The organism is Streptomyces sp. NBC_01283 (genome assembly GCF_041435335.1).
In the GTDB taxonomy this organism is placed as follows: Bacteria; Actinomycetota; Actinomycetes; order Streptomycetales; family Streptomycetaceae; genus Streptomyces.
Window position 1 is genome coordinate 2,150,291 of the sequence record NZ_CP108430.1, and the last position, 23,975, is coordinate 2,174,265.

General features: G+C 69.6%; 24 protein-coding genes and 2 pseudogenes. 12 read left to right on the plus strand and 14 right to left on the minus strand.

The window, feature by feature from the left end; genetic code table 11:
* Positions 1-4 precede the first annotated feature (4 nt).
* From OG302_RS09740 to OG302_RS09760, 5 genes are all read right to left on the minus strand, one after another.
* Positions 5-874, minus strand: coding sequence for an amino acid ABC transporter permease (locus OG302_RS09740; RefSeq protein ID WP_371526406.1), 870 nt, complete (start codon positions 872-874; stop codon positions 5-7).
* Positions 871-1,515, minus strand: a complete 645-nt coding sequence (locus OG302_RS09745; protein WP_371526407.1) for an amino acid ABC transporter permease — start codon at positions 1,513-1,515, stop codon at positions 871-873. The genes OG302_RS09740 and OG302_RS09745 overlap by 4 nt, the downstream gene beginning before the upstream one ends.
* Positions 1,516-1,524: 9 nt before the next feature.
* Positions 1,525-2,433, minus strand: a complete 909-nt coding sequence (locus OG302_RS09750) for a glutamate ABC transporter substrate-binding protein (protein ID WP_371526408.1) — start codon at positions 2,431-2,433, stop codon at positions 1,525-1,527.
* A gap of 13 nt (positions 2,434-2,446) precedes the next feature.
* Positions 2,447-3,190, minus strand: a complete 744-nt coding sequence (locus tag OG302_RS09755) for an amino acid ABC transporter ATP-binding protein (protein WP_371526409.1) — start codon at positions 3,188-3,190, stop codon at positions 2,447-2,449.
* A gap of 121 nt (positions 3,191-3,311) precedes the next feature.
* Entirely contained in the window at positions 3,312-3,752 is a 441-nt protein-coding gene (locus OG302_RS09760) for a DUF6278 family protein (RefSeq protein WP_361838573.1), read from the minus strand.
* Positions 3,753-4,084: 332 nt separating this feature from the next.
* Between OG302_RS09760 and OG302_RS09765 the strand changes: the two genes are divergently transcribed.
* Positions 4,085-5,851 carry an SGNH/GDSL hydrolase family protein gene (locus tag OG302_RS09765; RefSeq protein WP_371526410.1) on the plus strand — a complete coding sequence of 589 codons (1,767 nt, stop codon included), beginning with the start codon at positions 4,085-4,087 and terminating at the stop codon, positions 5,849-5,851.
* A 63-nt stretch (positions 5,852-5,914) separates the two neighbouring features.
* Here OG302_RS09765 and OG302_RS09770 read toward each other — a convergent pair whose 3' ends face one another.
* The 7 genes from OG302_RS09770 to OG302_RS09800 all read right to left on the minus strand — a co-directional run bounded on the left by OG302_RS09770 (position 5,915) and on the right by OG302_RS09800 (position 13,095).
* Entirely contained in the window at positions 5,915-6,697 is a 783-nt protein-coding gene (locus OG302_RS09770; RefSeq protein WP_371526411.1) for an exodeoxyribonuclease III, read from the minus strand.
* A gap of 45 nt (positions 6,698-6,742) precedes the next feature.
* The gene (locus OG302_RS09775; RefSeq protein WP_371750076.1) at positions 6,743-7,375 is read right to left on the minus strand and encodes an MBL fold metallo-hydrolase; all 633 of its coding nucleotides are present in this window, start codon (positions 7,373-7,375) and stop codon (positions 6,743-6,745) included.
* Positions 7,376-7,408: 33 nt separating this feature from the next.
* On the minus strand, positions 7,409-8,707 hold the full coding sequence (pcaC, locus tag OG302_RS09780; RefSeq protein ID WP_371526412.1) for a 4-carboxymuconolactone decarboxylase: 1,299 nt from the start codon (positions 8,705-8,707) through the stop codon (positions 7,409-7,411).
* Between the two features lie 231 nt (positions 8,708-8,938).
* Positions 8,939-9,148 carry a hypothetical protein gene (locus OG302_RS09785; RefSeq protein ID WP_371526413.1) on the minus strand — a complete coding sequence of 70 codons (210 nt, stop codon included), beginning with the start codon at positions 9,146-9,148 and terminating at the stop codon, positions 8,939-8,941.
* 69 nt (positions 9,149-9,217) lie between these two features.
* The gene (locus tag OG302_RS09790) at positions 9,218-9,862 is read right to left on the minus strand and encodes a LysE family translocator (RefSeq protein ID WP_371526414.1); all 645 of its coding nucleotides are present in this window, start codon (positions 9,860-9,862) and stop codon (positions 9,218-9,220) included.
* A gap of 213 nt (positions 9,863-10,075) precedes the next feature.
* A complete protein-coding gene (locus tag OG302_RS09795) occupies positions 10,076-12,355 on the minus strand; it encodes an FtsX-like permease family protein (RefSeq protein WP_371526415.1) in 2,280 nt (759 codons plus the stop codon).
* A gap of 29 nt (positions 12,356-12,384) precedes the next feature.
* Positions 12,385-13,095, minus strand: coding sequence for an ABC transporter ATP-binding protein (locus OG302_RS09800; RefSeq protein ID WP_371526416.1), 711 nt, complete (start codon positions 13,093-13,095; stop codon positions 12,385-12,387).
* A 153-nt stretch (positions 13,096-13,248) separates the two neighbouring features.
* Here OG302_RS09800 and OG302_RS09805 point away from each other — a divergent pair, with 153 nt between their 5' ends.
* Complete coding sequence (locus OG302_RS09805) at positions 13,249-14,097, plus strand: sensor histidine kinase (RefSeq protein ID WP_371526417.1); 849 nt, start codon at positions 13,249-13,251, stop codon at positions 14,095-14,097.
* Positions 14,097-14,822, plus strand: coding sequence for a response regulator (locus tag OG302_RS09810; protein WP_371750077.1), 726 nt, complete (start codon positions 14,097-14,099; stop codon positions 14,820-14,822). Before OG302_RS09805 ends, OG302_RS09810 begins: the two co-directional genes overlap by 1 nt.
* Before the next feature lie 5 nt (positions 14,823-14,827).
* Here OG302_RS09810 and OG302_RS09815 read toward each other — a convergent pair.
* Positions 14,828-15,034: pseudogene (locus tag OG302_RS09815) on the minus strand (response regulator transcription factor); the annotation flags it as partial.
* A gap of 58 nt (positions 15,035-15,092) precedes the next feature.
* Here OG302_RS09815 and OG302_RS09820 point away from each other — a divergent pair.
* Positions 15,093-15,326: pseudogene (locus tag OG302_RS09820) on the plus strand (cupin); the annotation flags it as partial.
* 47 nt (positions 15,327-15,373) lie between these two features.
* Positions 15,374-15,889, plus strand: a complete 516-nt coding sequence (locus tag OG302_RS09825; protein ID WP_371526418.1) for a DUF2871 domain-containing protein — start codon at positions 15,374-15,376, stop codon at positions 15,887-15,889.
* Here the strand turns inward: OG302_RS09825 and OG302_RS09830 are convergent.
* A complete protein-coding gene (locus OG302_RS09830; protein WP_371526419.1) occupies positions 15,834-16,745 on the minus strand; it encodes a LysR family transcriptional regulator in 912 nt (303 codons plus the stop codon). The genes OG302_RS09825 and OG302_RS09830 overlap by 56 nt on opposite strands.
* 238 nt (positions 16,746-16,983) lie before the next feature.
* Between OG302_RS09830 and OG302_RS09835 the strand changes: the two genes are divergently transcribed.
* The 7 genes from OG302_RS09835 to OG302_RS09865 all read left to right on the plus strand — a co-directional run bounded on the left by OG302_RS09835 (position 16,984) and on the right by OG302_RS09865 (position 23,453).
* The gene (locus OG302_RS09835) at positions 16,984-17,919 is read left to right on the plus strand and encodes an NADP-dependent oxidoreductase (protein ID WP_371526420.1); all 936 of its coding nucleotides are present in this window, start codon (positions 16,984-16,986) and stop codon (positions 17,917-17,919) included.
* A gap of 74 nt (positions 17,920-17,993) precedes the next feature.
* The gene (locus OG302_RS09840) at positions 17,994-18,611 is read left to right on the plus strand and encodes a Type 1 glutamine amidotransferase-like domain-containing protein (RefSeq protein ID WP_371526421.1); all 618 of its coding nucleotides are present in this window, start codon (positions 17,994-17,996) and stop codon (positions 18,609-18,611) included.
* A gap of 42 nt (positions 18,612-18,653) precedes the next feature.
* Positions 18,654-19,100, plus strand: coding sequence for a carboxymuconolactone decarboxylase family protein (locus OG302_RS09845; protein ID WP_371526422.1), 447 nt, complete (start codon positions 18,654-18,656; stop codon positions 19,098-19,100).
* A gap of 189 nt (positions 19,101-19,289) precedes the next feature.
* Complete coding sequence (locus tag OG302_RS09850) at positions 19,290-20,201, plus strand: NAD-dependent epimerase/dehydratase family protein (protein WP_371526423.1); 912 nt, start codon at positions 19,290-19,292, stop codon at positions 20,199-20,201.
* Positions 20,202-20,586: 385 nt separating this feature from the next.
* Positions 20,587-21,810 carry an MFS transporter gene (locus OG302_RS09855; protein ID WP_371526424.1) on the plus strand — a complete coding sequence of 408 codons (1,224 nt, stop codon included), beginning with the start codon at positions 20,587-20,589 and terminating at the stop codon, positions 21,808-21,810.
* Positions 21,811-22,364: 554 nt separating this feature from the next.
* Positions 22,365-22,721 (plus strand): ANTAR domain-containing protein, encoded by a 357-nt coding sequence (locus OG302_RS09860; RefSeq protein WP_371526425.1) that lies wholly within the window; start codon positions 22,365-22,367, stop codon positions 22,719-22,721.
* 162 nt (positions 22,722-22,883) lie between these two features.
* Positions 22,884-23,453, plus strand: coding sequence for a hypothetical protein (locus tag OG302_RS09865; protein ID WP_371526426.1), 570 nt, complete (start codon positions 22,884-22,886; stop codon positions 23,451-23,453).
* Positions 23,454-23,975: the final 522 nt, after the last annotated feature.

Below are 23,975 nucleotides of genomic sequence, written 5' to 3' on the forward strand. Positions count from 1 at the left end.
TTAGCTACTGCGGACCCGGCAGCAGCGTCCCTGGTTCGGCCGAGGCCACTTCCGCGGCCTCGGTCTTGGGATTGCGCCGCTGTCGTTTGGACACCCACTGGGCGAACCACGAGAGCAGCATGCACATCCCGATGTAGATCGGCGAGATCACCAGAACCACGGGGATGAAAGGTAGATCGTAGTCGAGGTTCGACGCGATCAGCTTCCCGGCGTGGAGGAACTCCTCATAGGTGATCAGATAGCCGAGCGACGTGTCCTTCAGTGCCACCACCAACTGGCTGATGATGGCGGGCAGCATGGCGCGCACGGCCTGCGGTACGAGGACGTGCGTCATCACCTGCGTCTTGCGCATCCCGAGCGCGTACGCCGCCTCCCGCTGGCCGCGCTCCACGGAGTTCACGCCCGAACGGAAGACCTCGGCGAGCACCGAGCCGTTGTAGAGCGTGAGCCCGGTGACCAGGGCCGGCAGCGGCTGGACCTTCAGCGCCACGAAGACGAAGAAGATCATCACCAGGACCGGCATCGCGCGGAAGAACTCCACGAGGAGCGTGGCGAGCCAGCGCACCGGCCGGTGGTCGGAGAGCCGCCCCATCGCGAGCAGTCCGCCGAGCGCGAGCGCGAGCACCGCGGAGATGGCGAAGGCCTTGAGCGTGTTGCCCAGACCCTTCAGGAGGAGTTCCTGGATGCCCTTGTACTCGAAGGGCGTCCACTTGGTCGCGGTGAACTGGTCGGTGTCGAAGAGCAGATAGACGAGCCAGCCTGCCAGGGCGAGGAACACCACGGTGGAGAGGAGCCCGTAGAGCCTGTGCCTCCGCTCGGTCTTGGGGCCCGGAACGTCGTAGAGGGCGGTGGATTCGTGGGAGAGGGCTTTCATCGGGCGACTCCCCAGCGCTTCTCGAGGACATTGAAGACGGCGCTGATGGCGAGGGTGATGATCAGGTAGCCGACGGCGATCCAGACGAACGTCCAGATGATGTTGTAGCCGAGCTCACTGAGCGTCTTGTACGTGCCGAGCAGTTCGGTGACGCTGAACGCGCCCGCGATGGCCGAGTTCTTGGCGAGGGCGATGAGGGTGGAGCCGACCGGCGGGATGACGGACCGGAAGGCCTGCGGGAGCACGACCATGGACAGTGTCTGTCCGAAGCTCATCCCCAGGCTGCGGGCGGCCTCGCCCTGGCCCTTGGGGACGGTGTTGATGCCCGAGCGCAGTGCCTCACAGATGAAGGCGGAGGTGTAGCAGCCGAGCGCGAGGACGGCGAACACCTTGAAGGGCAGGACGAGTCCGAAGCGCGGCAGCCCGAGCAGCACCGCGAAGAAGAGCAGGGTGAGCGGGGTGTTGCGCAGGACCGTCACCCAGGCGGTGCCGAACGCCCGGAAGGAGCCGACCGGTGCCACCCGGCAGGACGCCATCACGAAGCCGAGCACGAGGGCCAGGATCGAGGCGTAGACGGTGAGTTCGACGGTGCCGACGAACCCCTTGCCGAAGGTGGAGAAGTTGTCTGTCAGTACGTCCACGACGCCTCCTCAGCTCGCCGGGTAGCGGTCGATGGCGGGCGGCTTCGGCGCCGGGACCCCGGAGAGTCCGAGGGTGGCGTCGTAGGCCTTCTTCCAGTCGCCGTTCTTCTCCCGTGCGGCGAGGGCGTCGTCGACGGCGAACCGCAGCGCGTTGTCGCCCTTGGGGACGCCGATGCCGTAGGGCTCCTCGGAGAACGGCTTGCCGACCACCTTGAGCTCGTCGGGCACCTTGGCCGCGTACCCGATCAGGATCGCGTCGTCGGTGGTGACGGCGTCGACCTGGTAGGTCAGCAGGTTGTCGACACAGACCGAGTAGGTGTCGTACGCGACGAGCGTCGCCTTCGGGTAGTCCTTCTGGATGCGCTGGTAGGGGGTCGAACCGGCGGCCGAGCAGACCTTCTTGCCGTTCAGGTCCTGCGGCCCCTTGATGTCGTCCTCGTCGCTGCGCACGAGGAGGCCCTGGCCCGCCATGTAGTAGGGGCCGCCGAAGCCGACGAGCTTCTTGCGGAGGTCGTTGATGGTGTAGGTGCCGACGTAGTAGTCGATCTGCCCGTTCTGCAGGGCGGTCTCGCGGTTCGCCGACGCGATCGTCTTGAAGGTGATCGACTCGGGTGCGAAGCCGAGCGAGGCCGAGATCATCTTGGCGATCTCGATGTCGAAGCCCGAGTAGGCCCCCGTGGCGGGGTTCTTCTCGCCGAGGAAGGGCTGGTCCTCCTTGGCGCCGACGACGAGGTGACCGCGCCGTTTCGCCTTCTTCCAGGTGCCGGAGTCCGGCAGCTGGAACCCCGTCGCTACCTGGTACTTGGGCAGTTCGTCGGGCTGCGGCCCCTTCACCGGTGGGCTGCCCTCCTTGCCGCAGGCGGTCGCGGCACAGGCGGCGAGGACGAGCGCCGCGAACAGACGTGTCGTACGCATCATGGCCGGCCCCCCGTCAGTGCTTCAGGATCTTGGAGAGGAAGTCCTTGGCGCGGTCGCTCTCCGGGTTGCTGAAGAAGTCCTCGGGGGCCCGGTCCTCGACGATGCGGCCGGCGTCCATGAAGACCACCCGGTTGGCGGCCGACCGGGCGAAGCCCATCTCGTGGGTGACGACGACCATGGTCATGCCGTCGCGGGCGAGTCCCTGCATGACCTCGAGCACTTCATTGATCATCTCGGGGTCGAGGGCCGATGTCGGCTCGTCGAAGAGCATCACCTTGGGCTCCATGGCGAGCGCGCGTGCGATGGCCACGCGCTGCTGCTGGCCGCCCGAGAGCTGTGCCGGGTACTTGTCGGCCTGTGTCGCGAGGCCCACCCGTTCCAGGAGCTCGCGGGAGCGCCGCGTGGCGTCGTCCTTCTTCTTGCCCCGCACCTTGACCGGCGCGATGGAGACGTTCTGCAGCACCGTCTTGTGCGCGAAGAGGTTGAAGGACTGGAACACCATGCCCACGTCGGCACGGAGGGAGGCCAGCGCCTTGCCCTCTTCCGGAAGCGGCTGCCCGTCCAGTGCGATGGCTCCCGACTGGATCGTCTCAAGACGGTTGATCGTCCTGCAGAGCGTCGATTTCCCCGACCCAGACGGGCCGATGACCACGACCACCTCCCCCTTGCCGACGGTGAGGTTGATGTCCCGCAGGACATGCAGCTCCCCGTAGTACTTGTTCACATCACGCAGCTCGATCAGAGGATCGACGGCCATGCCCTGCCCTGCCCACTCTCGGCGGTGTCGGTCCGCGCAAACTATCCACGTAAAAACGGGACTTACTGGACGACACGCACTTATGGGCATTAACCGTATTTGCAGTTACTTCATCCTGCGGCTACGCCTCCGACGCCTCCGCGTAGACCTGGGACAGCTCGGGAGCACCCGTCACCGCCCAGTCGAGCCCCGCCTCCACCACCTGGATCTCCCGCCCCGAGGCGAGCCGCACGACGGGGCTGCCGCCGGGCCAGACGTGCCAGGTCGTGCCGGGCACCGTACGGACGATGACCGAACCCAGGTACAGGCCCGCGTCGTTGCCGAGCCACGGAAGGAGCTCGGGGTCGTCGCGCCAGCGCGGCAGTAGCTGATCGAGCGCGGTCAACGAGCCCGGGGAGTCGTCGAGTTCGAGCCCGGCGGAGGCTGCCTGCGAGCGCAGCAGCTCGCATTCGGCGAGGAGCTCGGCCACTCCGGCCGGGTCCCGGTCGAACGCCGAGGCGAGTCCTGGGCTCCGGTCGGCGGACTGCTCCCTGCGCCACCTGCCGAAGAAGGAGATGTTCATGATCGGCCTCTCCGTAAGGGTGTGTCTGCTCCCCGGTCCAACGAATGTAACTTGCGTAAGTTGATCACGGAATCATGCGAATGGCGCCACGCGGGGGCGAACTGCCGGAGCGCGTCGGTGAGTAGCACGCGCTCCCATCGGGGCCCCGGTCGGCATTCGGGCGGACGCCACCCGGTGGGCTACGGCATCCCAGCGAGTTCGGGTCATGTTCACGCGCACCTCATTGACGCTTCTTCCTCGCCTCCTTAGCTTCATGGCGCACCTGTCGTCACGTCAGCTTCAGCCAAGGGGAGGGGTCTGGTGTGCACCCACACAGCTCGCGTACCTCGCGCATGTCACGTGTCTGGGGAGCGGCCGCCGTACTCGCGGTCCTCACGAGCGCCGTACCCGTGGCGGCGGCGCAGGCCGCCCCGCACAGACCCGAGCCGCTCCCCCTGGAGCGGCTCTTCGACAACCGGGGGATCAGCGACGACGCGCGGCCCGGCGACGCGGACTTCGACGGTTCGGGACGCTCCCTCTCGGCGCGGGACCTGACGGCGGCGGGCTGGACGCCGGGCCGCTCGCTCGCCATGGACGGGGCGCGGCTCAGCTGGCCCCGCACACAGCCGGGCCGCGCCGACAACGTGCGCGCCGACGGGCAGCCCGTGCGGGTGCGCGGGCGCGGGGACGCCCTGGCGTTCCTGGTCGCGGGCACGGGCGGCGATGCGAGCGGCGCGGGAACGGTGCGCTACCGGGACGGCTCGAAGGGGACGTACCGCCTGACGGCACCGGACTGGCGCTCGGGACCGCTCACCACGAAGGCGGTCGCGCTGCCGCACGTGAACACTCCGGGCGGCCAACTCGCCGAGAAGGCGCGGCTGTACGTCGTGACCGTGCCGGTGGCGCGCGGGCGCGAGATCGCGTCGCTGACCCTGCCGAAGGACCCGGGCACCCCGGATCTGCACGTCTTCGCGCTCTCCGTGCGGCAGCCGGCCAAGGGGTGGACCGGCAGCTGGTCGGCGTCGACGGCCGGGTACACGGCGGTGGGCCCATGGGCCGACCGGACCGTGCGGCTGGTCGTCCACACCAGCACGGGTGGGCCGCGGGTGCGGATCCGGCTCGACAACACGTTCGCCTCGGCGCCGGTGCGGATCGGGAGCGCGACGGTGGCGGTGCAGGAGTCCGGGGCGGGGGCGCGGGGCGAGCCGCAGCCGCTGTCCTTCCGGGGCGGGGCCGGCACCGAAGTCCCGGCGGGGGCGCAGGCGTTCAGCGACCCGCTCGACTTCGACGTGCCCGAGGACACGAATCTCCTCGTGAGCTTCCACCTCCCGGAGGCGGTGACGACGGCGCCCGTGCACAGCCAGGCCATCCAGCGCTCGTACGTGAGCGGCCCCGGCGACCACGCGGCGGAGGGCTCCCCGGCGGCGTACACCTCGACGATCACCACATGGCCGCTGCTCACGGGGGTCGACGTGGCCGGCGGGCCGGGATCGGTGGTGCTGCTCGGCGACTCCATCACGGACGGCGTGAAGTCGACGCAGGACGCGAACCACCGCTGGCCCAACATCCTTGCCACGCGGCTGCTCCAGCAGGACGAGGTCCCGCGCTTCGGCGTCCTCAACCAGGGGATCTCGGCGAATCGCGTGGTCGCGGACCGCTACCCCGGCGACGGCGTCTCCACCGACACGGGCGGCGTGAGCGCGCTGCACCGCCTGGACCGTGATGTGTTCGCCCAGACCTCGGCCCGTACGGTCGTCGTCTTCGAAGGCGTCAATGACGTGCGGTGGGGCGCGTCGGCGGATCAAGTCACCGCCGGGATGCGCGAGATCGCCGAGCGGGCCCGCGTGCGGGGCCTGCGGGTGGTGGCGGCGACGATCGCACCCTGCCAGGGCGAGTCCCTGTGCACGGCCGCGGCGGACGCGGAGCGCGTGAAGGTCAACGACTACCTGCGGGGCGGCGGCGACTTCGACGCCGTCCTGGACTTCGACGCGGTGCTGCGGGACCCGGCGAATCCGTCGCGGATGCTGGCCGCGTACGACAGCGGGGACCATCTGCATCCGGGGGACGCGGGGCTCGCCGCGCTCGCGGAGTCGGTGGATCTGCGGGAGCTGGAGCCGTAGGACGGGGGGGGCGGCGGCCGGGAAGGGCTTCCGCCCGGCCGCCGCTCCGTACCCCGTACTACTTCACTTCACGTCGAGGTCGACCACGACCGGCGCGTGGTCGGACGCGCCCTTGCCCTTGCGCTCCTCACGGTCCACGTACGAGTCCGACACGGCCTTCGTGAACGCCTCGTTCCCGTACACCAGGTCGATGCGCATCCCCCTGTTCTTGGGGAAGCCGAGCTGGCGGTAGTCCCAGTACGTGAAGGGGTGGTCGTACTTCAGGGGCCGCGGCACGACGTCCGAGAGCCCCGCCTCCCGCAGCGCGGCGAGCGCCGCGCGCTCGGCGGGCGTCACATGCGTGGCGCCCTCGAACAGGGAGGGGTCCCACACGTCCGCGTCGGTCGGCGCCACGTTGAAGTCGCCGAGGACCGCGAACGGCCGCGCGCCCGCCGCGTCGGCGGCGACCGCGCCCTTCAGCGCCTCGAACCACTCCAGCTTGTACGCGAAGTGCGCGTGGTCGACCTCGCGGCCGTTCGGCACGTACACCGACCAGACGCGCGCGGGGCCGCAGGTGGCGGAGATCGCGCGGGGCTCCTGGACCCCGTCGTAATCGGGACCGCCGGGCAGCCCGGTCGTCACGTCCTCGAGGCCCACCCGGGAGACGAGTGCGACGCCGTTCCACCGGCCTGTCGCGTTCACCGCCGACTCGTAGCCGAGCTCGCGCAACTCGTCGGCGGGGAACTGCTCCGCGGTGGTCTTGGTCTCCTGGATGCACAGCACATCCGTACCGCTGCTCTCCAGCCAGGCGAGCAGCCTCGGCAGCCGAGCGGTGATCGAGTTCACGTTCCAGGTGGCAATGCGCATGCCTCACAACCTACCGGGCGCCACTGACAGCCCCGGGTCCGCCGGTCACAGCTGTGCGGACTCCCCCGGTGTGAGCCGCAGGTGCTCCGCGCCACCGAGGGACCCGATCTGCGAGTCGTAGATGGGCCGGGCGAGGTCCGTGAGCAGGGCGTCATGGATGTCGTAGGCACGCTGCGGCTTGAGCTCGCGCACGTAGTCGATGACCTCGGAGATCTTGCTCCAGGGCGCCATCACCGGCAGCATCAGCGTGTCCACGGGCTGCTCGGGGACGGTCAGCGCGTCGCCCGGATGGAAGACCGAACCGTCCACCAGATAGCCGACATTGGTGATGCGCGGGATGTCCGGGTGGATCACGGCGTGCAGCTCGCCGTGCACCTGTACGGAGAACCCGGCGGCCTCGAAGGTGTCGCCGTGCCCGACCGTGTGCACGCGCCCCGGGAAGGCCGCCGAGATCTTCTCCGCGACGGAGCGCAGGGTCCAGATCTCGGCGCCGGGGTTGGCCTCCATGCCGGCCCGCAGCCGGTCCTCGCTGAAGTGGTCGGGGTGCTCGTGCGTGACGAGGATCGCGTCGGCGCCGAGCGCCGCGTCCTCCTCGCTGAAGGCGCCCGGGTCGATGACGAGACTCCGGCCGTCCCGCTCCAGGCGGACACAGGCGTGTGTCTTCTTCGTGAGCTTGATGCGCTTCGCGGCAGTCGTCATGCCCCCATCCTGCTACTCCTGCGGCGTGGTTTCCTCACGGATCACGGCCTGGGCGACCTTGAAGGCGGAGTTCGCCGCGGGTACTCCGCAGTAGACGGCCGCCTGGAGCAGCACTTCCTTGATCTCCTGCGGGGTGAGGCCGTTGCGCAGGGCCGCGCGGGTGTGGAACGCCAGCTCGTCGAGGTGGCCGCCCGCGACCAGCGCGGTGAGGGTGACGCAACTGCGGGAGCGCCGGTCCAGGCCGGGCCGGTTCCAGACCTCGCCCCACGCGTAGCGCGTGATGAGCTCCTGGAAGTCCGTGGAGAAGTCGTCGGCGGCGGCGAGCGCCCGGTCGACGTGGGCGTCGCCGAGCACCTCGCGGCGGACCTTGATCCCCGCTTCGTACGGGTCGGGGCGTCCGCCGCCCACGGCCTCGGGCTGCTCCGTGGGGCCGATCTCGGCGACGGGGAAGACGGGCGTCGGCGGGGCGAGCACCGGCTTGACGGGCGGTGCGCTGATCGCCGCGTGCGTCCCGGTGGCGTCGGGCCCGAGCTGCCAGGCGGTGGAGAAGTGGCGTACGAGGAGGTCGGTGACGGCCGCGGGCTGCTCGACCGGGGCGAGGTGGGAGGCGCCGGGCACCACGGCGAGGCGGGCGTCCGGGATGCCGGCGACGAGGGTGCGGGCCTCGCCCTGCCCGGTGACCTGGTCCTCCGACCCGACCAGGACGAGCGTGGGCACGCCTATCCGCCCGAGCTCGGCGCGCACGTCGAAGGCGGCGAGGGCCTCGCAGGCCGCGATGTAGCAGCCCGGGTCGGTCGTCCGCACCATCTGGACGGCCCAGTCGGTGATCGCGGGCTGCGCGGCGGCGAAGCCGGGCGTGAACCAGCGCTCGGGGGACGTACGCGCGATGGGGTCGAGGCCGTTGCTCCGCACGATGACCCCGCGCTGGCGGAACTCGTCGGCGCTGCCGAAGCGCGGCGACGCGGAGATCAGGGCCAGGGAGGCGACGCGCTGCGGGTGGCGCAGGGCGAGCTCGGCACCGATCGCGCCGCCGAACGCGCAGCCGGCGTACCCGAAGCGCTGCACGCCGACCTCGTCGAGGGTGGCGAGCAGCCGCTGGGATATCTCGGCGACGGAGCCTGCCGGGTGGGCCGGGGCGCCCCCGTGTCCGGGCATGTCGAAGCGGAACACGCGCCACTGCTTGACCAGCTCGGGTACTTGCCTGTCCCACATGTGCCACGTGGTACCCAGCGAGGGACCCAGAATCAGGACAGGAGCATCTTCCGGCCCGTCAAAGCGGTACTGCAGGGTGTTCTTCGGTGTCTCGCTCACTCGCCCGACCCTCTCATCTGTCACGCACGCCCCTATAACAGGGGGTCGCTGGATGCCGTTTTGACTGGGTTGAATACCTCCCGGGCGGCATATCGCTTGAGGCATCGCATGATCTCACGCCGGGTTTCGCCCTCCTGGGTGCGGCGTTCGTAGTACGCCTGGGTGCGCGGGTCGTGGCGAACACAACAGAGCAGCGCCGCACGGCGAGCGCGGGCTCTGGGTCGGCTCTGCTCAGTACTTCGTCAACCGTCCGGGCCGCTCGAAGTAGAAACCTCTGGGCCCCTGCCGTTCACCGCTCTCCCCAGGTGGTGGAGCCGCCGCGACACCCTTGACCGGCGCGCTGCCGTCAAGGACGCGCTTGCCGTCGGACACCAGCGGGATGGAGAGGAAGAGGTTCCTCTTCTCGCGCGCCGCGGGACCGGTCCACAGCGCAACGGTCACCCGAGGCTCGTCCAGGTCTGGGACGTCTATCGGAGAAGGCGGAGGCGCCGGTAGCGCCGTGGGCCCGACTCACGTGGAGACAACGTCGCGGGACAGCGCCGTATGCAGGGCGAAAGCACCGAGCAGACCGCCTGCCGTGAAGCGTTGGGCGGTCAGGACGCGGGGCCGGGTGGCCAGGAACTTCGACATGCGTGCCGCGCCCAGCATGATCAGGGCGTTCACGGAGATTCCCACGACGATCTGCACCGCCCCGAGCTGAAGCAGCTGTCCCCAGGCCGGGCCTGCCTGCGGGTCCAGAAACTGGGGCAGCAGTGCGGCATACATCAGGGCGATCTTGGGGTTCAGCAGGTTGGTCAGCAGCCCCATCGAGAACAGGCGGGCGTCGGAGACCGGAGGCAGGTCCCGGGCCGGGGCGAAGGGCGAACGACCGCCGGGCTTGATCATGTCCCAGGCGAGGTACGCCAGGTAGGCGGCCCCGGCGAGCTTGACCACCGTGAAGGTCACCGGCACGGCGGCGAACATCGCGGACAGGCCCGCAGCCGCAGCCAGCAGGTAGCACACGAATCCCACGGCGGTCCCACTGAGGCTGACCAGGCCCGCCCTGCGGCCTTGGGTGATTGCCCTGGAGGCGAGGTGAATCATGTTCGGTCCGGGAGTCAACGCCATGCCCAGTTCGACTAGGGCCACTCCTCCGACTGCGGTCAGAGCGATCACCGGTCAACCTTCCGTTGTCCGTCGGGAGCCTCGTACGGAGGGGCGCCCGGCCGCAGAGGGCCGGGGGTAGCGCACGAGCTGCGCCCGCCTCGTCCGGCTCAGCATATGACTTCGCCGCTCGGTATCTTTATGCGCCCTGTTCCTGGCCCGACATCAGGTGCCGGGCTCTCACCTGCGACAAGACTGAGCAGTGCGCGAGCACCACCGGGGCGACTATTCCGTATGCAGAACCGTGGCGATGGTGGTGCGGGCCGCCGTGCGGGCGGGGATCAAGGCACCGAGCACGGCGATCGTCACTCCGGCCAGGAGCATCGCGGCCAGTTGGGGCGCGTGCCATACGTCCTTCATGTACTCGGGGAAGTCGACTACGCCGACGTTGTCCACGACGAGGCGGTGGGCCGCGATCCCGAGGGGGATGCCGAGCAGTGCGCCGACGGCGCCGAGCCCGGCGACCGAGGTGACCGTCATCAGGATCACTTGACGGGGTGTCATGCCGATGGACTTGAGCATGCCCAGGTCCCTGCGCCGTTCACGGGTGTTGAGCAGGACGGTGTTGAAGACGCCGAGCGAGGACACCAGGGTGAGCAGCACGGTGAAGACGGTGGAGAAGGTGATGACGGTGGCGGTCCCGGCGTTGCCGGGGTCCAGTACGGAGGCGTGCACGGCCGGGTCGAGCTTCCCGGCAGCCTCGGCGTAGGCGCGGGCGTCGGCGTCGGGGGCGAGACGGACCGTGTACTCGGTGGCGTGGGCGTTGGGTGCGAGGTGGGTCAAAGTGTCCCACGTGGCCTCCAGCGCACGGGCATTGCCTTCGATGACCTGGCCCACGACAGTTGCGGTGATCTTCTTTCCGTTCAGTTCCAGAGTGGTCCGGTCGCCGATCTTCAGGCCGCGTTGGGTGAGGAAGGCCGGTCCGGCCACGATCTCGCCGGCCGCCTTCGGGGCTCGGCCCTTGACGATGGTGTGCTCGTAGAGGGAGTTGTCGCCGCGGTAGAAGTCGGCGAAGACGGACTGGTGCTGGCCGGTCATGCTCGCCTGGGAAAACGCGCGGGCCCGTACCCCCTTCGCACCCGGCAGGGCGCTAAGCCGCGCCTCGATCTGCTGGTCGCTGAGTCGGGGCGCCGTACGGCCGCCGTCACCGGAGCCCCCGGTGGTGACCTGGACTCGGGCGCTGCCGTCCTCCTTGCCGACGTTGCCGTACGCGACCAGGGTGCTGGTCAGGCCGGTGGACAGGGTGACGGTGGTGACGCCGAGGACGATGGCGGCCAGGGTCAGCAGGGTGCGGGCGGGGCGGGCGAAGGGCTGGCCCATGCCCAGACTGACCGGGCGTGGCAGGCGGGTGGCACCGAGCATCCGCTGGACGCGCAGTCCATGTCCGGTCCGGGGCGCGCCGCCGGCGCTGATGGCCTGTGCGGCGGGCAGCCGGTGGGCCCGCAGGGCGGGGATCAGTGCGGTGAACAGGACGAGGGCGGGCATGCCCAGCAGGCAGGCCACGGTCACCCACGGGCTGACCTCTCCGACCGTGGCCCGGCCGACGTCGATGCCGGTGAAGGCGACCTTCATCATCGGCCCGGCCAGTGCGTTACCGACCAGCGTGCCCAGCACGCAGCCTGCCAGGGCCGGTACGGAGAGCATGGTCAGGTAGACGGCAACGACTTGGTTGGGGGTGAACCCCAGCGCCTTGAGGACGCCGATGTGCCGGTATCCGGAGACGACCGCCCCGCTGACCACGTTGCCGACGATCAGGACGGAGACCAGCAGGCCGAGGATGCCGAAGAGGGTCATGAAGGGGAGGTAGGAGTCGACCAGTGCGGAGAACGCCTGCTTGAGGGTGAGGTAGGTCTGCGCGCCGGTGAGTGCGTCCTTGGGCAGTCCCTCGGTGGCCCGCTCCAGCGAAGTGCTCAGCTGTGCTTCGGTGTCGGATTTCGTGAAGCGGTAGAGCATCTGGGCGGAGGTGGGGTGCAGGGCGGTCATCTGCGCGGGTGAGACCCAGGCGCTTGCCGACTTGCTCATGCTGGTGGCGAACCCGACGACGGTCAGCGTCGCTCCGCTCGGTGTCTTCAGCTTCGTACCGAGGAATTCGGTGCCGGGAGAGCCCTGTACGGACCAGTTGACGACGATCTCGCCGGTGCCGGTGGCCCACCGGCCCTCCAGCAGGTCGATCCGGTCCACGGGGCCCGCCGGGTCGGCCCGGCCCACGACGCTGAGGGTGCCGCCTGCCATCCACAGCCAGTTCTTGGGTATGCCGACGACTGCCTGTCCGAAGGGTCCCGCAGCCGCTTCCACTCCGGGCTGCTTCGCGGTACGGGCCAGTTGTTCCGGGGTGACCTTCGTGGTGTCGAAGGAAGCGGCCGTGTGCGCGCCGCGCTGTTCGGCGTACGCCTTGTCGAAGGGGCTGGACGCCGCGGTCAACAGGGTCAGCGCGAGCAGGACCGTGGTGGTGGAGCAGAGCACCACAAGACCGATGACGAAGGTCTGGACCCGGCGCCGCTTCACTGCTGCACGCGAGGCTCTCCACACGGCCCTCACGCCGACACCTCCAGCGTGCGCTCGCGGGCGACCCGGCCGTCGGCGACCTCGACCAGGCGGCTGGCGCAGCGGGTGGCCAGCTGCGGGTCGTGGGTGACGATCAACAGGGTCTGGCCGATCTGGTTCAGGTCGATCAGCAGGTCCATCACCTGTTCGCCCGACCGGCTGTCGAGGGCGCCGGTCGGCTCGTCCGCGAGGAGCAGTGCCGGGCGGTTCATCAACGCCCTTGCCACGGCGACGCGTTGACGCTCGCCGCCGCTCAGCGTCGCCGGGTAGTTGTTGCGGCGCTTGGCGACACCGAGTTCGTCCAGCAGCTCCAGGGCTCGGCGGCGCGCCTGCCTGGCCGAGGTGCCGGTCAGCTGCGCGGCCAGTGCCACGTTGTCCAGGACGGGCAGGTCGTCGATGAGGTTGAAGAACTGGAAGATCATGCCGACGTGGCGGCGTCGAAACAGTGCAAGCCCCGTTTCGTTCAGCTTGCCCAGGTCGTGGCCCTGTACCTCGACCGTGCCCGAGGTCGGCCGGTCCAGCCCGGCCACCATGTTGAGCAGCGTGGACTTGCCGCAGCCGGAAGGCCCCATCACCGCCACCGCGTCGCCCGCCTTGATCTCCAGCGACAGCCCGTCCAGGGCCTTCGCGTCGCCGTACTCCTTGTGTACGCCGTCCAGCCGTACCACTGCCTGCCGGGCACCCTCGTGATCGTTTGTCATGCCCCGAAACCTAGGCCCGGCGGGATCGTGGTGCGTCGCCCCCCGGGTGTATCCGTATGCGCAGGTCATCCTGGGGATGTACGCGGGGGATGCAGGGGGTCGCGTCCAGAAGGCAGGCGCACCGCACCATCGCGCTCCTGGGAAGATGACCGCATGGGGGAATCATGGACGACCTTGCTGTTCGTCGCGCTGACTGTGGCCATGGGCGCCGCCGGATGGCTGGCTGTGGCAGCGGCGCGGTGGCGGCGCCGCCACCGCAAGGCCATCGAGGAGCGTGGCTGGCTGCTGGAACGTGAGCGAGAGGGCGCGACACGGGCTGCGGTCGATGCCGAACGGGCAAGGATCGCCTCGGAGTTGCACGACATCGTCAGCCACAACGTCAGCGTCATGGTGGTACAGGCCGGTGCTGCCCGCGAAGTACTGACCACTCTGCCCGAAGAAGCCGCGGCTGCGCTGAGCGCCGTGGAAACCGCGGGCCGGAACACGATGACCGAGCTGCGGCACCTGCTCGGCCTGCTCGCCCCCGCGCAGAACGGCGAGGACGCTCCCTACGACCCCGACCACGTGGACCTGTCACCGCAACCGAGCCTGAGCCGGCTCGGTCCGCTCATCGACAAGATCGCCTTCGCCGGCCTGCCCGTCGAGATGCGGGTCTCGGGCGAACCTCGCCCACTGCCGACCGGGATCGACGTCACCGCCTACCGGATCATCCAGGAGGGCCTGACCAATGCACTCAAACACGGAGACGGGGCGAAAGCCGAAGTGACGGTGCGGTACGCGGACAACCACCTGCGCGTCGAAGTACTCAACAGCGGGCCGAGCGTCCTGTCGGGCGGCACACCCGGTCGGACGGCGCCGGACCGGGAAAAGGCGGACGGCACGGGACGCGGGCTGCTGGGCCTGCGCGAGCGGGTCTCCGTCTACGGCGGCGACCTCGACGCACGCCGTCGCCTCGGCGGCGGCTACCGCGTTCGCGCCCGCATCCCCCTGGACCGCCCGTGATCACCCCCGCCGCGCCCGCCCCGCGTGTGGTGATCGCCGATGACCAGGAACTGCTGCGCGCCGGCTTCCGGATGATCCTCACCGCCCGCGGCATCGACGTGGTGGCCGAAGCCTCCGATGGCGTGGAGGCTGTGAGCGCGGTTCGGGAACTGCGGCCCGATGTCGTCCTCATGGACATTCGCATGCCCAACATGGACGGCCTGGAGGCCACCCGCCACATCCTCGCCCAGGCCCCGGACTGCCGGGTGATCATGCTGACCACCTTCGACCTCGACAAGTACGTGTATGCCGCCCTTGCCGCCGGAGCAAGCGGGTTCCTCCTCAAGGACGTCACCCCCGCGCACCTGGCCGCCGCCGTACGCCTCGTCGACACCGGCGACGCCCTCCTCGCCCCCGCGATCACCCGCCGCCTCGTGGAACGCTTCGCTGCGGACGACCCGACGCGGGGTACCGGCCAGGGCCCCCACCGCGCCGTCCCGGCGGTCCACCGGGATCTGGCCGCGCTGACACCACGGGAACGGGAGGTGCTGGCGTGGATGGGCCGGGGCCTGTCCAACACCGAACTGGCCGGTCGACTGACGCTCAGCGAAGCGACCGTGAAGACCCATGTCGCGCGGATCTTCTCCAAGCTGACCCTGCGCGACCGCGCCCAGGCGGTCGTCGTCGCCTACGAGACCGGGCTCGTCTCCCCGGGTGACGCCGAGGAGATCGTCGGCCCCGCGTGACGTGCTCAGTGCGGCGGAACGACGAGTCCCCACTCGTACGCCGTGATCACGAGCTGGACCCGGTCCCGGGCGCCGAGCTTGGTGAACAGCCGCGACACGTGGGACTTGGCGGTGGCCACCGTGATGAACAGGTCGTCCGCGATCTCGGTGTTCGACCGGCCCTGCCCGATCAGAGTGAGTACCTCCTGCTCGCGTTCGGTGATGCCCTCGACCGGCCGCAGGGGGCGCCGCGGAATGCCTTCGCGGTGTTCGACGAAGTCCGCGATCGAACGCGGCGACCTGGTCGTCGTTCCGCCCGGCCTCGCCCACGCCTTCGCCGCCGCACCGGGACACGACGCGGACCTTCTCATCGTCATCACTCCCGGCGTCGAACGCTTCGAGTATTTCCGCCACTTGGCGCGCATCGCCTACGGCAACGTGCCCCCGGAGAGCCTGCGGGAGGTCCAGGAGCTCTACGACACCTACTTCCTGACCAGCCCCGCCTGGACCGACATCAGGCCGTGAGCGTCCGCCCCTGGCCCCCTCCAACTGTCGGTCGAGATGAGACGGGAATGCGGAAGTCCTATCACGCAGCACACCTTTACATGATCCTGGGAGTGGTATCCGGGCTGTACTACCGGGAGTTCACCAAGCTCCACGACTTCGACGGGCGTACTCAGCTCGCCCTCGTCCACACGCATCTGCTGGCGCTTGGCATGCTGGCCTTCCTTGTCGTCCTGGCCCTCGACAAGCTGTTCCGCCTGTCCGGGAGCAGGCTGTTCACCACGTTCTTCTGGGTCTGCAACGCGGGCCTCGTCCTGTCCGCCGCCATGATGTTCGTCCACGGCAGCCGGACGGTTCTCGGCCGTCCCGTTCCGGTGGGAGTATCACTGCCCGCCGGCCTCGGCCACATCCTGCTCACGGCCGGGCTCGTCCTGCTGTTCGTCCTCCTCGGCAGACGCCTCAAGGAAAGTGCTCCGGCTCACGGCCCGAACCCCGTACGCCCGTTCAGAGCCGGTGCACGGACCGGCATCAGCTCCGGACAGGAGGAGAAAGCCGAACGGCGACGTTCTGGGCGGCCCGGTTGAAGGCGTGGATCTCAGGTGTGGTGTTGGTGACGAGCCAGGTGGGTGCCCATTCCAGGGGCGCTGCGTCACTCAGCGGCAGATAGGTCACGCCGGGGCGCGCGTAGAACCGTGACACCTGGGCGCCCATGACGAAGGCGCCCTCGTCGGCGTCGATCAGCGCCAGGGCCTCCTGGAGCGTTTCGAACTGGGGGCCCTGTGCGATGGGGCGGCCCGCGGGCGTCAGGCGGGGTGTGCGGTCTGCGCGCCAGTATTCGGGAAAGGCTTCGGCCACCTGCAGCATCTTGACCGCAGCCAGGTCTTCCAGCGAAACGCTGTCACGGCGGGCGAGCGGGTGGCCGGACGAGACCCCCAGCACCCGGGGTTCGGAGAACAGGACCGGTCCGGTGACCATGTCGGGTTCGTGGTGCGGAAGGCTCACGACCAACAGGTCGACATCGCCTTCCCGCAACCGCCGGAGGCCGTCGACGATCTGCATTTCCCTGAGCCGGGCTCGCCAGCCGGGGTGACCTTGGTCGAAAAGCCTGGCGGCCTGTGCCATGAGCTGTCCTGCGGCGGCGCCGAGGAACCCGACCCGGAGAAGGCGATCGATGCCGCGCGCGGCGTTGATCGCCTTCTCCACCCCGGCCTCGATCTGGTCGTAGGCCGGGCGCACGTCCTCGTGCAGCAGTCGGCCGGCCTCGGTGAGGCAGACATGACGACTGTTGCGTTCGAACAGCGGTGTACCGATGTGACGTTCCAGCCTCTTGATCGTCTGGCTGATCCGGGCGGTGCTCACGTGCAGGCGTTCGGCCGTGCGGCCGAAGTGCAACTCCTCGGCCAGCGTCAGGAACGCCTCCAGCTCAAGCCGCTCCAGCACTCGTGCCTCCGAACGTTAAATCCACCTTAACGACCGTTGCACTATGCCAGCTTGTTGGCGCATCGGACCCGTAGGAGTCTGAACGGGCCGACTTCACCCGGCACTTGCGCCCCTCGCCCGAGGCTCCCGCCCTGTCTCTCCGACCGGGCCCGCCCCTCCGGACGCGAGACCTCCGCTCTTTCCACCCGCATGGCCGGACCACCATGGACGGCGTGCCGGACACAAAAGGAACCTCACTATGCGCGCCATCGGGCAGGACTCCTTCGGCGGACCTGACGTCCTGAAGATCATTGAGGTACCGCGGCCGGTGCCCGGCCCCGCCGAAGTGCTCGTCCGGGTGCGTGCGGCGGGAGTGAACCCGACCGACTGGTGGCACCGGGCCACCGGAGGACTTGCGGGCGATGTCCCGATCCGCCTGGGGTGGGACGTATCCGGTGTGGTCGAAGCCGTCGGGCCGGGTGTCACCCTGTTCGGGCCGGGCGACGAGGTGTTCGGCATGCCGCGCCAGCCGGCTCCTGCGGGTACCTACGCCGAGTACGTGGTCTCTCCCGCGCGGCACTTGGCCGCCAAGCCGCCGGTGCTCTCCCACGTGGAGGCCGCGGCCCTCCCCCTGGCCGCGCTCACCGCGTGGCAGGCCCTGGTCGACACGGCCGATGTCCGCCCCGGGCACAGGGTCCTGATCCACGCCGCGGCCGGTGGCGTCGGGCACCTGGCCGTACAGATCGCCAAGGCGCGCGGCGCCCACGTCATCGGCACCGCTCGTACCGCCAACCACGACTTCGTACGAGGACTGGGGGCCGACGAGGTCATCGACTACACCCGCGCCGACTTCACCACCGCCGCCCGGGACGTCGACGTCGTGATCGACACCATCGGTGGCGACTACGGGCCGCGCTCCCTCAAGACCCTGCGCCCGGGAGGCATCGTCGTCTCGCTCGCCTCCCCCGCCGAGGCGCACCTGGCGGACCGGGCCCGAGCGCTCGGACTGCGCTCCATCTTCATGATCACCGAAGCCGACCAGGCGGGGTTGAAGGAGATCGCCTCCCTCGCCGCGTCCCACCGGCTGCGGGTGCGCGTCGACACGGCCCTGCCGCTCGAACAGGCGGCCAAGGCCCACGAGATCGGCGAGACAGGCCGTACCACCGGAAAGATCGTGCTCACCGTCTCCGGCTGACCCTCCCCTCACCGCGAGGGAGCACGGAGTCCCGAAGCCCCTTGCCCTGAAACCCTTGTCACGAGAGCAGGACCATGCGTTTGTTCCTTTCCTCCTGGAAACTGGGGGACGCCCCCGAACTGCTTGACGACCTCGCCAACGGTGCCCGGAACGCAGCTGTCATCGGCAACGCGCTGGACGCCCTCCCCGCCCCGCAGAGGCAGCAGGCCACCGGCCGGGAGACCGCGATGCTGTGCGATCGCGGCTACCTGGCGACCGAGGTGGATCTGCGGGACCACTTCGGTGACGCGGGCACGCTCGCCGAGCGGCTGGCCGGCTTCGACGTCGTCTGGGTCCACGGCGGCAATCCGTTCGTCCTGCGGCTGGCGATGGCCCTCAGCGGCGCCGACCGGATCCTGACCGACCTGCTGTATCGCGACGCCCTCGTCTACGCAGGCTGGAGTGCCGGCGCCTGCGTCCTGTCGCCCAGCCTGCGCGGCCTCGAACTCGTGGACGATCCCGCCGACGCCGTCACCGCCTACGACCGGCAGGTGCTCTGGGAGGGGCTCGGCCTCCTTAGCTACGCCTTCGTTCCCCACTACCGCTCACCGATCCCCGAGAGCGAGTCGATCGAGCGCGTCGTGGAGCGCTACGACCGCGAAGGAGTGCTCTACCGCGTTTTCCGCGACGGCGAGGTCACCCTCGTCTCCTGACCGCCGACCCCTGCAATCCGATCGCCCTCGAAGGAGAATTCCGTGACGTCCGTACGACTGCCGGTGGACAAGCTGGCCCCGCACATCAACCGCGCCCTCAATGCGCTCGACGCCGCCTCCCGGAAGGTCAGCCTGGAGCCCGCGCTGCTGGAACTGGTGCGGGCTCGCGTCTCCCAGCTCAACGGCTGCGCCTACTGCGTCGATATGCACACCCGGGACGCGCGTACGGGAGGCGAGAGCGAGCAGCGCCTCTACGCACTGCCCGTGTGGCGCGAGACGCCCTTCTTCACCGACCGCGAGCGGGCCGCCCTGGAGCTGGCGGCCGAGGCGGCGACCCGTCTCACCGGCGGCCCCGTGACCGACGAGGTGTACGACCGGGCGGCCGGCGAGTTCACCGAGGTCGAACTCGCCGAGCTGATCTGGACCATCACCGTGATCAACGCCTGGAACCGGCTCGGCGCCACCGCCCGGCCCTGGCCGCTCGACTGACCGACGACACGACCGGGCCCGCGGGCAACCTACGCCGACCCCACGGGCCAGCCTGCCCCTGGGTCGTCGGCCGGGTCCCGGCCGCCCTCCTCTACGTATCGCCCGGAGGGCGGCCGGGCCCGCCGGCCCATGACCTGACCCGGACAGAACGCACCGCCCCTTTCCCCGCCCTCGAATTGGAGCCCTCCCATGCGCGTCTTCGTCACCGGAGCCACCGGCTACATCGGAGGAACGGTCGCCGATCTGCTCCTGCACTCCGGACACCAGGTCGAAGGTCTCGTCCGCAACCAGGACAAGGCCCACGAACTGGAGCGCCGAGGCATCACCCCCGTCCTCGGCACCCTCGACGACGGCGCACTGCTCACCGCGCGGGCCCGCGCGGCCGACGCCGTCGTCAACGCGGCCGACAGCGACCACAAGGGAGCCGTCGAAGCGCTCGTCGAAGGGCTGGCGGGAACCGGCCGCCCCCTGGTGCACACCAGCGGCTCCAGCATCGTCAGCACCGACTCCCGAGGTGAAGCCGCGGACGAGATCTTCAACGAGGCGATCGTCGCCCCCGGGTCGGGCTGGCAGCCCGTCAAGGAGAAGGCCGCCCGCGTCGCCCTCGACCGTTACGTCCTGGACGCGGCACACAGAGGCGTGCGTTCGGTCGTGCTGTGCAACTCCCTCATCTACGGGCACGGCCGGGGGATGGCCCGCGACAGCGTGCAGATTCCCGTGCTCGCGCAACAGGCCCGCGACAGTGGAGTCGTGCGGTACGTGGGAAGGGGCCGCAACATCTGGTCGACCGTGCACATCGACGACATGGCCGACCTCTACCTGCGCGCCCTCACGCACGCCGCGCCCGGATCCTTCCACTTCGTCGAGAACGGCGAAGCCTCGTTCTCCGACATCTGCGCCGCGATCGCCTCAGCACTCGGCCTCGGCCCCGCCGAGTCCTGGGACGCGGACACCGCCGTCGCCTTCTGGGGGCGCGAACTCGCCTCGTACGTACTCGCGTCCAACAGCCGAGTACGAAGCGGCGGCGCCCAGCTGGGCTGGCGTCCGGCCCACTCCTCCGCCCTCGACTGGATCAAGAAGGATTACCCGCACTCCCCCTGACCCCCTTGCCCCCCCGCTGACATCCGACCGTGTGGTCGGTGCAGGAGGAGACGGCGCGGGCTGTCCGACTTGCCCCCGGCCGGCCCTGCCCGACAACCCCGCAGCACGTGAGCTGCCGGCCGGTGTACTGCCTCGGCTCCACAGCGGGACCTACTGCGCCACGCCTACAAGGTCAGTGCCTCCGGCATGCGCGGAACCCTTCCTCGCGCCGGCCGCGCCCCGACACAGGCTCCGGTTCTGTCGGTTCCGAAGCAACTCCTGCCTCCCGCCGGCACAGCCCCGCCGCAGAACCAATGCGCCCACGGTTCCGCAGTCGAAGTGGCTCGCTCACCGCGCCACCCATGGGCCCCGTGGTTCAGCCCCACACCCACTCACGGTCAGGGACATGATGAAGCTACTACCGCCCGCAGGGCCCCCGCGCACTCTCGCTCTGGCCCAGTTGAGCAACTCCGTCGGCGACGGTGCGTTCTACGTGACCTCCGCGCTCTACTTCACCCAGGTCGTCGGCCTCGCCCCCGCGAGCATCGGTCTCGGCCTCGCAGTGGCCTGGGCCGTCGGCTCGATCGTCGGAGTACCGCTCGGGCGCCTCGCGGACCGCAGGGGCCCGCGCGGTACGGCCGCGCTGCTCGCCCTCACGACCAGTGCCTCCGTCGCTGCGTTCCTCGTCGTACGGGACTTCCTGCCGTTCCTGCTGGCCGCCTGTCTGTACGCCACCGCGCAGTCCGGCCTGGCCGCCGCCAGGCAGGCACTCCTTGCCGGCCTGATCGCCAGGGAAGAACGCACCGGCGCACTCGCCCACCTCCAGTCCACCCTCAACGCGGGCCTTGCCATCGGCGCGGCCCTCGGCGGACTTGCCCTCTCCGCCGGTACCCGCAGCGCCTACCTGGCCGTTTTCGCAGTCGACGCGGTGAGTTTCCTGCTCTGCGCCCTCGTCCTGCTGCGCCTGCCGACGGTGGCCCCTCTTCCCGCGCCGAAGGGTGCCAAGCTCGCGGTGCTGCGCGACCGCCCGTACACCGTCCTCACCCTCCTCAACACGGTGCTGCTGCTGCGGATGCCCCTGCTCAGCCTCGGCCTGCCGCTGTGGATCACCGAACGCACCACCGCCCCCGCCTGGCTGGTCTCCGCGCTCTTCGTCCTCAATACCGTCGCGGTCATGTTCTTCCAGGTCCGCACTGCCCGCTCCGTCACCAGCACACCCAGCGCGGTCAAGGCCCTCCGCCGCTCCGGCTCCCTCATGCTCCTCACCTGCGCGGTCTTCGCCCTCTCCGCGGGAACGCCGACCTGGGCGGCCGTCGCCGCCCTGATCGCGGGCTCGGTACTGCTGGTCGCTGGGGAAATGCTCCAGTCCGCGGGTTCCTGGCAACTCGGCTTCGACCTGGCCCCGCCCGACCGGATCGGCGAGTACCAGGGCTTCTTCGGCACCGGCGTCACCGTCGCCCGTACCCTCGGCCCACTGGCGCTCACCACTCTGCTGATGTCCGTGGGAACCATGGGCTGGCTCCTGCTCGGCTCTCTCTTCCTGGCTGCTTCCTGTGCCATGGGCCCGACGGCCCGCCGGGCGGCCGGAACCCGCCCGCTCCCGGCGCCCGCAATGATCGAAGCGGCCTGAACCTGGTCTCTGGAACGCGAGCATCCTCGCCTCCCAAGCCAGCAAGTCGGCTCTGCAGGTGAAGGCCACGGTGGCGTCGCTCGATGTGGTGCAGTCGCCGGGCAACGCCTCGCGGTAGACGCTGAATTCGACCCGGAGATGCACGGTGGCTGGCCCTGACCACGATCAGCTGATCCGCCTGCTGGAGCCACTACGATCGAACGACGGGCTGGAGATCGTCCGCGCCGCATCCGCATGAGCAGCACCTGGTCGGCATGGCCCTGACTACCTGTCACAGCCCTGGGGACACCCCGGATCTGACTCCGACCTTCTGACGGCACAGGGGTCGGCACGTTCGTTCAGGTTGCTCACGACCGGGCCGCTTCTCTGCCACTACACCCGCGTACGCGGCAACTGGGAAGCCGGCCGGGCTCAATCCGGTGGCACTGAGGGCCCGTTCGGTGGTTCCCTCGTAGGATCCCTGCCCGAAGGTAGCCGCTGAGTGACGACAGGACTACGGTGGGAGGACTGGCCCCAGCCCCCGGCTCCGCGAAAATGAGCGAGCAAGGCGTGTCATGCAACGCACATTGAGGACGTACGAGGAGCGCTGGTCTCGAAAAGAGTCGCTCGTCTGGCAGAGCAGTCCTTCCGGCGAGGTCCAGACTCTTCGCTCGGAGAACGTGGAACTTCGCCGACGGCTGCGCAGGCGTGCGGTCACCACGCGGGCTCAGGGCGTGGTCATGGCGCTCGTGCCCTGTTCCAGCGAACACGCCAAGGACTTTCTCGCTGATCTGGCCGATCATTGCGGCCTCACGGTGCGCGACGTCGCCCGGGCCCTCGTCGGCACGTTCGAGGGCCGTCCACTCACGGCGAAGATGCAGCGCGAGCTCGGCAGCGCAGTGGTGCGCCTCAAGGCTGGCGCTCCGGCCTGAGCGGGTGAGCCGCTCCTCCTTCCGGCCGCGCGCTCCTGTTCCCTCGGCCGAAGACGCACGACATGGATCAGACACCACGCCCCTGCGTCACACGGACACACGCCGACGCGCAGAGGCCGCATCCGCTGTTGGAAGCGGAGACTTGAACCACGGGAGGTTCGCATGCCTGAGGACCATGTCCGTAAGCCGAAGATCGACCGGGCGTTCCGCGTTTCGGACGGTCAACCGGTGGAGTTCGAGGGCAAGACAGTGCACCTTGCCTTCGGTATTTCCATGAAGTGGGCGACGTCCAGGCTGGCGATCGCCTTCACCTCGTCCGTGAGCAAGCCGCCCCAGGGCGTGTGTCTGGAACTGTCCGAGGGCGATCTGCTCGTCAACGGCTCCCGCTCGTCGGGGGTCTGCCTGTGGGCCGACTCGGCGCCGCCGGTGGTGTACTTGGAGCCGCTGATCAAACCCACCGCCACGTCGACGCTGCAGGTCTGGAACTGCTGGCGAGGCGGGGACGGGGAGCCCCAGATGTGGAGGGGCAACGCCGGTCTGCTCGTCGACCTCAACCCCGGCGCCTCATACCGCTTCAGCTGCAGCGACGGCACGGGGCAGGCCGACTTCACCGATCTCATCTTCGGCCTGGAGATCCAGGAGAAGACCAGCGACCCGTGGCTGAAGCCGTTGCCGCCCCGGACCTTCACCCTGGGTACGGACTCCACTCACCCCCGCAGCGCCAACACCTGACCCATGAAACCTGCCTCACCCTGAGACGCTCGGGGATCGGATGCCGGTAACCGTCACCGGTGATGCCGTTCGTCCCGGCGGCCCTGACGGTGGCGTCGGTAGCGGCGATCCCAGCGGTTTTGGCGGTCACCGGATTGTCGCTGCCGGGGACTGGGGCCGCATTTCGCAGCCTGGCCCTGTCAAGATCGCGAATACGTTTCGACGCCGCCGCATATCACCGTACGTACATGGCTCCGCATCCGGCAGCCGCACGCGGAGCGTGCAGAGATACTGCGGGGCCCTTGTTTGGGATCCGAGCGGCGGGCTACCCGAGCGGGGCGTCCGACGGTCGACCCGGGCGAAGGCGCCGGAGGGTTGGGGACACAGCTCCCGGTGCCGCCCGCAACACGCGCACGCCGTCACCACACCCGCCGCAAGAGCGCCTCAGCGCGCGGCGCGCTCGCCTGCATCTGCTCAGGGACTCAGGGCTCGGCTCGTCCTGTGCCGTGGTTCCGGTACCTCTCCTCCATGGGTGCCTCCCGC

What these genes read in the sequence shown, in the direction of transcription:
- OG302_RS09760 (WP_361838573.1), bottom strand. Translation starts at nt 3,752, where the DNA reads ATGAACATCTCCTTCTTCGGCAGGTGGCGCAGGGAGCAGTCCGCCGAC.
- OG302_RS09750 (WP_371526408.1), bottom strand. Translation starts at nt 2,433, where the DNA reads ATGATGCGTACGACACGTCTGTTCGCGGCGCTCGTCCTCGCCGCCTGT.
- OG302_RS09855 (WP_371526424.1), top strand. Translation starts at nt 20,587, where the DNA reads ATGATGAAGCTACTACCGCCCGCAGGGCCCCCGCGCACTCTCGCTCTG.
- OG302_RS09840 (WP_371526421.1), top strand. Translation starts at nt 17,994, where the DNA reads ATGCGTTTGTTCCTTTCCTCCTGGAAACTGGGGGACGCCCCCGAACTG.
- OG302_RS09755 (WP_371526409.1), bottom strand. Translation starts at nt 3,190, where the DNA reads ATGGCCGTCGATCCTCTGATCGAGCTGCGTGATGTGAACAAGTACTAC.
- OG302_RS09865 (WP_371526426.1), top strand. Translation starts at nt 22,884, where the DNA reads ATGCCTGAGGACCATGTCCGTAAGCCGAAGATCGACCGGGCGTTCCGC.
- OG302_RS09800 (WP_371526416.1), bottom strand. Translation starts at nt 13,095, where the DNA reads ATGACAAACGATCACGAGGGTGCCCGGCAGGCAGTGGTACGGCTGGAC.
- OG302_RS09825 (WP_371526418.1), top strand. Translation starts at nt 15,374, where the DNA reads ATGCGGAAGTCCTATCACGCAGCACACCTTTACATGATCCTGGGAGTG.
- OG302_RS09850 (WP_371526423.1), top strand. Translation starts at nt 19,290, where the DNA reads ATGCGCGTCTTCGTCACCGGAGCCACCGGCTACATCGGAGGAACGGTC.
- OG302_RS09860 (WP_371526425.1), top strand. Translation starts at nt 22,365, where the DNA reads ATGCAACGCACATTGAGGACGTACGAGGAGCGCTGGTCTCGAAAAGAG.
- OG302_RS09740 (WP_371526406.1), bottom strand. Translation starts at nt 874, where the DNA reads ATGAAAGCCCTCTCCCACGAATCCACCGCCCTCTACGACGTTCCGGGC.
- OG302_RS09770 (WP_371526411.1), bottom strand. Translation starts at nt 6,697, where the DNA reads ATGCGCATTGCCACCTGGAACGTGAACTCGATCACCGCTCGGCTGCCG.
- OG302_RS09765 (WP_371526410.1), top strand. Translation starts at nt 4,085, where the DNA reads ATGTCACGTGTCTGGGGAGCGGCCGCCGTACTCGCGGTCCTCACGAGC.
- OG302_RS09805 (WP_371526417.1), top strand. Translation starts at nt 13,249, where the DNA reads ATGGGGGAATCATGGACGACCTTGCTGTTCGTCGCGCTGACTGTGGCC.
- OG302_RS09835 (WP_371526420.1), top strand. Translation starts at nt 16,984, where the DNA reads ATGCGCGCCATCGGGCAGGACTCCTTCGGCGGACCTGACGTCCTGAAG.